This window comes from uncultured Marinobacter sp. (assembly GCF_963974375.1).
Classification (GTDB): Bacteria; Pseudomonadota; Gammaproteobacteria; order Pseudomonadales; family Oleiphilaceae; genus Marinobacter.
On record NZ_CAXBDN010000299.1, the window covers coordinates 1 to 4,890 of the forward strand.

General features: G+C 55.8%; 4 protein-coding genes and 1 pseudogene. 4 read left to right on the forward strand and 1 reads right to left on the reverse strand.

Annotated elements, in window-relative coordinates; translation table 11 throughout:
* The 3 genes from AAC035_RS18635 to AAC035_RS18645 form a co-directional block, all read left to right on the forward strand.
* The coding region (locus tag AAC035_RS18635) for an HNH endonuclease domain-containing protein (protein WP_339806607.1) at positions 1-875 on the forward strand (875 nt) is incomplete at its 5' end.
* 143 nt (positions 876-1,018) lie between these two features.
* A complete protein-coding gene (locus AAC035_RS18640; RefSeq protein ID WP_339806608.1) occupies positions 1,019-1,528 on the forward strand; it encodes a hypothetical protein in 510 nt (169 codons plus the stop codon).
* A 93-nt stretch (positions 1,529-1,621) separates the two neighbouring features.
* The gene (locus AAC035_RS18645; protein ID WP_339806609.1) at positions 1,622-2,392 is read left to right on the forward strand and encodes a glucose 1-dehydrogenase; all 771 of its coding nucleotides are present in this window, start codon (positions 1,622-1,624) and stop codon (positions 2,390-2,392) included.
* Between the two features lie 111 nt (positions 2,393-2,503).
* On the opposite strand, the gene AAC035_RS18650 is transcribed toward AAC035_RS18645, so the two are convergent.
* Positions 2,504-3,811 carry a carboxylate--amine ligase gene (locus AAC035_RS18650; protein ID WP_339806610.1) on the reverse strand — a complete coding sequence of 436 codons (1,308 nt, stop codon included), beginning with the start codon at positions 3,809-3,811 and terminating at the stop codon, positions 2,504-2,506.
* Positions 3,812-4,113: 302 nt separating this feature from the next.
* Between AAC035_RS18650 and AAC035_RS18655 the strand changes: the two are divergent.
* Positions 4,114-4,890 (forward strand): annotated as a pseudogene (locus tag AAC035_RS18655) (hypothetical protein); the annotation flags it as partial.

Genomic DNA, 4,890 nt, shown 5'->3' on the forward strand with positions numbered 1-4,890 from the left:
ATGGTTTACGGCAGGCTCCGGGTTCAAAGGGGTATGGGTTTGCCGGAGAGGATTTCTACAAACTGGGTGAGCTGTCACCGATGGATTTCCGGCCAGGCATGTCGATTTCCTCCGAGCATGGCCCGGTAGTGATGCGGGCTATCAGAGCTGCCGCGTCCAACATTCTTGGCAACCCCGCGCGCTATACAACATGGCCGGGTACCAACCGGCCTGTTTTCGAAGGGAGTACCAGTCGGCTTCGAATAGGTGACGGCCCGGTGCGCCTCGATCGAGATACTCTTGCCGGTTTTGGCGTGTTCCGTGTCCCGGCCATGCTGTGGGATACGTTCAGCCGGTATTCCTGTTGGGTAGAACCAGCCATAGTGAATGAGTGGGTTAACCTGATGGCGAGCTGGGAGGTGCGATACTCAACCAGCATCTATCATCAGGCGTTGGTGTGGGCTGAAGGGCGCAGAGATACTTCCCTGATGAGAAAGCTGGTTGATAAACAACTGGAAACGGGAAGGGTGGATTGCGTCTGGACAGCCAGCGATCTTTCGAAGCGGAGATACGATATTGACCACTGTTTTCCCTGGTCACGCTGGAACAACAACGATCTCTGGAATCTCTTACCGGCATCTCATACCGCCAATGCTGCCAAAGCAGAAAAGCTGCCTGCTGATTCGGTCCTGAAACAGGCTCGTCCCCGAGTTATTGAATGGTGGGATCGTGCCATTATCGGCACCGAGCTGGAATCCCGCTTTTTCTCGGAAGCAGAGGCCGCCTTGCCATTACTGGGAGATAGCCGGTCAACGGATGCGGTTTTTGAAGGTATGCTCCAGCAGCGGCTTCGGTTGAAAGCGAATCTGCAACTGGCTGAGTGGCAGGTGGTATGACAAGCGCAAAATATTATTGAAGAAGTAAAAACACCATCTTTGGCCTAGACTTTTAGAACCGGCCCCACGCAAACCGTGGCGCCATTCCCGAACTATTCACATCAGAGGTCGCTATGTCCGGCGCAGGCACTCGTTTACTACCCATGGCTCTGGCCTCTATCGTTGTTACCGGTTGCGCGACCAGCTCCCCGCCTCCCAAGCTGACGGCAGACCCCTGCACTGATCTGAAGGAAGTAGTCGCCGATTACCCGAACCGCTTCGAAAACCTCCGGGGAAGTCGGTCCGATTACACTACGATGACGCTGTATCGCGCGAAAAAAGACATCGTCAAAGGGCACTGTGAGATCTGGGAATGGGCTGATGGCGAAACGGCTTATGTGTGCTCGTTAAATGCACCGAGTGAGCCGGTTGCGCATCAGCGCTATGATCAGGTCAACCAGTTTGTGGCAAGTTGCCTCGGTCAAGCCTGGCAACCAGAAACCAGCGATCGCGTGCGTGATGGTGGTATCGCCGGTGTTGTTACACGCTACCGTAACACTGGTCACAGAGACTTCGTCATATCCGTCCATAACGTTTCCATTCCAGGAGCACCCAGGGTCCCGCGTACCAACTACGTTTATATCGGAAGCTCCGGGCGAAGTGACGCAATGTGATCAGACGTGATCAGCTCCTGCCGGCAGGCTGGCTTACTTCGAACGGGGGATTCTTTCATTCAATACCAGGTTCAATGACACAGGGAGATTGTTATGAACAGACTGAAAGGCAAAGTGGCTGTAGTAACCGGTGGTTCCGTAGGTATTGGCGCGGCCTCGGTGATTCGCATGGCGGAGGAGGGCGCTTCCGTGGCCATTCTGGATTTCCAGGACCCGCAAGGTCAGGCGCTTGCAGCGGATCTGACTGGTCGCGGCCTGAAGGCCGACTTCTGGCACTGCGATGTCAGCAGCGAAGCGGAGGTAAAAAAGGTACTGGACGAGGTGGCAGAGAAATTCGGAAGCCTGACGGTACTGGTCAATAACGCGGGGATTTCGGGGCCCAACAAGCCCACCCACGAACTGACCGAGGCAGAATGGGATAGTGTCCAGAACGTGAACGTAAAGGGTGTGTTCTTCTGCACCAAGCACGCATTACCGCACATGAAAAAGGCGGGCATTGGCAGCATTATCAACCTGTCGTCCATCTACGGGCTGGTGAGCGCGCCGGATATTCCGCCATACCATGCGTCCAAGGGCGCGGTGACGCTGATGAGCAAGACCGATGCCTTGCTGTACGCAACCGAAAACATTCGTGTCAATTCGATTCATCCGGGTTTTATCTGGACACCGCTGGTGGAAGCACACCTGAAAACCACCGGGCTGGATCCGGATGAGGCCAAACAGATGACCGACGAGCTCCATCCGGTTGGACACATGGGCGAGCCGGACGATATTGCCTGGGGGGTTGTCTACCTGGCGTCCGACGAATCAAAATTCGTCACAGGTAGTGAGCTGGTCATCGACGGGGGTTACACGGCCCGCTAGATGTTTTGGGCGCGCGTAGTAATGACCAGAGATCTCTGAACGACAAAACCGCCACAACAACCGGGTTATCTGGTTGTTGTGGCGGTTTTTCTTCTGAACGCCGAGTCTCTGCTAGACGTAGAAGTCCAGCTCTTCTTGGGCCTTCAGCAGATCACGCATCTTGATGGGATCGTCACCGAAGAAGAATACCAGTCCCCAGTGAGTACCGAACGCTGACCGGTCAGGCACTGTTTCTTCGGTTGGCGCGATCAGTTCGTGCGATTCGAAGTAGGGGTGCTCGATGGTTTCTTTCGGCATTTCCAGTTTGCTGACCACACGACGTCTCGGGTACACACCGAAGCAGCCGGCGTAGCCTTTCGCGTCCACCACTTCCCGGGGGAAGAAGGCATCCACTTCCTCTTTGGTGCTCTTGGGGTCGAATACCAGCATGGACGCCTGGTACGCGTTGAACCCGTAAGCCCGCTCGATCAGTTCAAACGCCTTGAACCCGGGTGGACGGTAGGCCACTTCGCCGAAGTACATTTCGCCGTCGGCGGTGACAAAGTACTCGGGATGAATCAGGCCGAACTGGATGTCGAAGGTTTTGATCAACAACTCGATCTGCTTGGTGATGGCATTGCGCCAGCTTTCCAGTTCCGCCGTTGCGGGCACGAACACGGAATAGCCCAGGGTCACGTATTCCGAGATGTTCAGGAACTTGATCTTGCCATCGTGAATCCAGGCTTCAACCGCAAATTCCCAGCCATCCAGGTGACTTTCCATCAGCAGGGGGTATTCCTCTGCCGGGATGTTGTCGATCTCTTCGATCTTGCGGATCATCCGATGGCCCAGGCAGCCGGCCTTGTCGAACGCCTTGACGTGAATCGGGTCGTCCGGGTCGCCGTCCAGTTTCAGCAGGGTCTGGTTGACGCGTTTCATGAAGCGGACTATGTCTTCTTTCTCATGGGCTTCTTCGAATATCCCCACGCGGATGCCGCCCAGCTGTGCCCGGCGCTTCATCAGTGCCTTGTCGCGGAACAGGATGGACTGGCCGAACATACGCGGGTTGTTCATGAGCACAGAGTTGATGGCACCGGACCACTCGACGGTTTCTTCGAACAGCGGTATGGCGACATCGACACCTTCCTCTTTGAGTTTCTGGGCAATCTCAAAGGAGCGGTCATTCAACCGGAGAAAATCCCACGGCAGGAACGGGATATTGTTTGCGGTACAAAAGTCCGTAGCCCATTCTGGCGCAACAACAATGTAACGGCGATCAAACTTTTGTGCGGCCTTGATGGCATTGACACTCCAGCCGAGCAGGGCGATGTAACCTTTATTCGGATCTTTTGGAGTTTCGGTGCCTTTGACCGAATCCATTTCCGGGTCGCGCCAGGCTGCGACGGCTTCGGGTAATTGCTTTTCTGATGTAGTCGACATAAATGTTCTCCTTGCTGGTTTACCCAGACGGACTGCGCAAACAGACGCGCACGAGGTGAACTGAGCCTTCAGGCAGTGTCGTTTTAATAGGGATTGTGTTGCCCAAATACAGGCGAGACAATGCGGTATGAGAGAATCTCACCGATAGAATACGGCGGGGCTTTGGATCCCGATCACTCCCTCAATATAGCGGTACTGGTTACAAATAGAAACAAAAGCTCCGGAACCGTTTGCTTCCAGAGGCCCGGAGGAGCATCTTGTGGCGATCCCCATCGACGTATTGAGCAGGCAAGGAACCGATTGTGAGCGATCCAGGATTTACCGAAAATACCAATGCCTTAGAGCACTTTGATGAGACTCTGGATCAGCTTTTTCTTGCGCGCCAGACGGACCCCGCAGCGCGTAATACCGAGGTACTTGAAGCGGCACTGCTCGTTATGGCCGCGCCTAATGGGCTGGACGCGTTATACGCCCGGGTTCCGGCCATGGAGGCCAAGGGGGTTTTCACCAACAGCGACTGGGGCAAGCCGGCTATCCTGCAGCCGGCGCTGGCCGTGCGAACCTTGCGCCAGGGTGCCCCGGACTTTACCACCATTGAAGCCCTGAGCGAGCTCCGCCTGCTGGCCGTGGCCATGGGTAACTATCGGCATCCCGGCATTTCGGCAGAGCAGGCCCGGAATTTTCTGACCCAGGTGACGGCGCTGAACCTGGACCTTTTGTCCGGCCAGATGAGTGAGGCTGACCGGGAGCGGCCGCAAGGGTTAGGGCAGATCGTCAATTCCCTTTACCAGTTTCTGCTCAACAGGCTGGGCTACGAGAGCATTCTCGACAGCCTGGTGGACGAGGTCCGGCGTTTGCTGGCCCAGCGCCCGATACAGACCGACAGCATCAAGCAGATGGTCAGCCAGATCGCCAAATGTCTGTTTGATCCGGAAATTGATACGTCGGGAATGCACAAGGCCGCGCGCCTGGTCCGCGCCTTGTTCGGTCCAACCATCGGGTGTCGCGATGATCCGGGGCTGGCTGTGTACGGTGAACGTCTTTCGACCATGGATGAAATCGCGTTATCGGAAGAGGCG

Coding starts and splice junctions, on each gene's coding strand:
- AAC035_RS18645 (WP_339806609.1), top strand. CDS start 1,622: ATGAACAGACTGAAAGGCAAAGTGGCTGTAGTAACCGGTGGTTCCGTA.
- AAC035_RS18650 (WP_339806610.1), bottom strand. CDS start 3,811: ATGTCGACTACATCAGAAAAGCAATTACCCGAAGCCGTCGCAGCCTGG.
- AAC035_RS18640 (WP_339806608.1), top strand. CDS start 1,019: ATGGCTCTGGCCTCTATCGTTGTTACCGGTTGCGCGACCAGCTCCCCG.